This is a genomic window from Desulfocastanea catecholica, from assembly GCF_054657295.1.
This window is the reverse complement of sequence record NZ_BAAHYZ010000151.1, coordinates 1-355: the sequence shown is the minus strand read 5'-3', so window position 1 is coordinate 355 and position 355 is coordinate 1. Positions and strand designations below refer to the sequence as shown.

Genomic DNA, 355 nt, shown 5'->3' with positions numbered 1-355 from the left:
CTTTCTGCTCTGACCATAGAGCAAATAGACGCCTTTGAGCAGGAATACAATGCATCCTATTCCCGGCAAAGCCAGAAATATAACCGGAATTGTTTCAAGCTCTTCCTGAGATATCTCTACCGTGAGCGCCACGTTCTCAAGCGAGATTTTGCAAAACTGTTCAAAGTACCGCGAATATACCATCAGATAAAACCACCCTGTTTCTTGCGTCCTGATGAAATTCAGCAACTTTTTGACAGTATGACACCGGCAACACCAGCTGAGTTACGGGCCTATGCCATGGTTCATATAGCCTATACCATGGGGCTGCGCCCTCAGGAAATCAGCAGACTGACACTGGATGATATTGGTTTCA

Annotated in this window: 2 protein-coding genes; one reads left to right on the top strand and one right to left on the bottom strand. The window is 45.9% G+C overall.

Annotation, left to right across the window (positions count from 1 at the left end; all coding sequences use genetic code 11):
* The coding region (locus ACYQ8U_RS23305; RefSeq protein ID WP_459947939.1) for a hypothetical protein at positions 1-183 on the bottom strand (183 nt) is incomplete at its 3' end.
* Positions 184-204: 21 nt separating this feature from the next.
* Between ACYQ8U_RS23305 and ACYQ8U_RS23300 the strand changes: the two genes are divergently transcribed.
* A partial coding sequence (locus ACYQ8U_RS23300; RefSeq protein WP_459947938.1) for a tyrosine-type recombinase/integrase occupies positions 205-355 on the top strand: 151 nt, incomplete at its 3' end.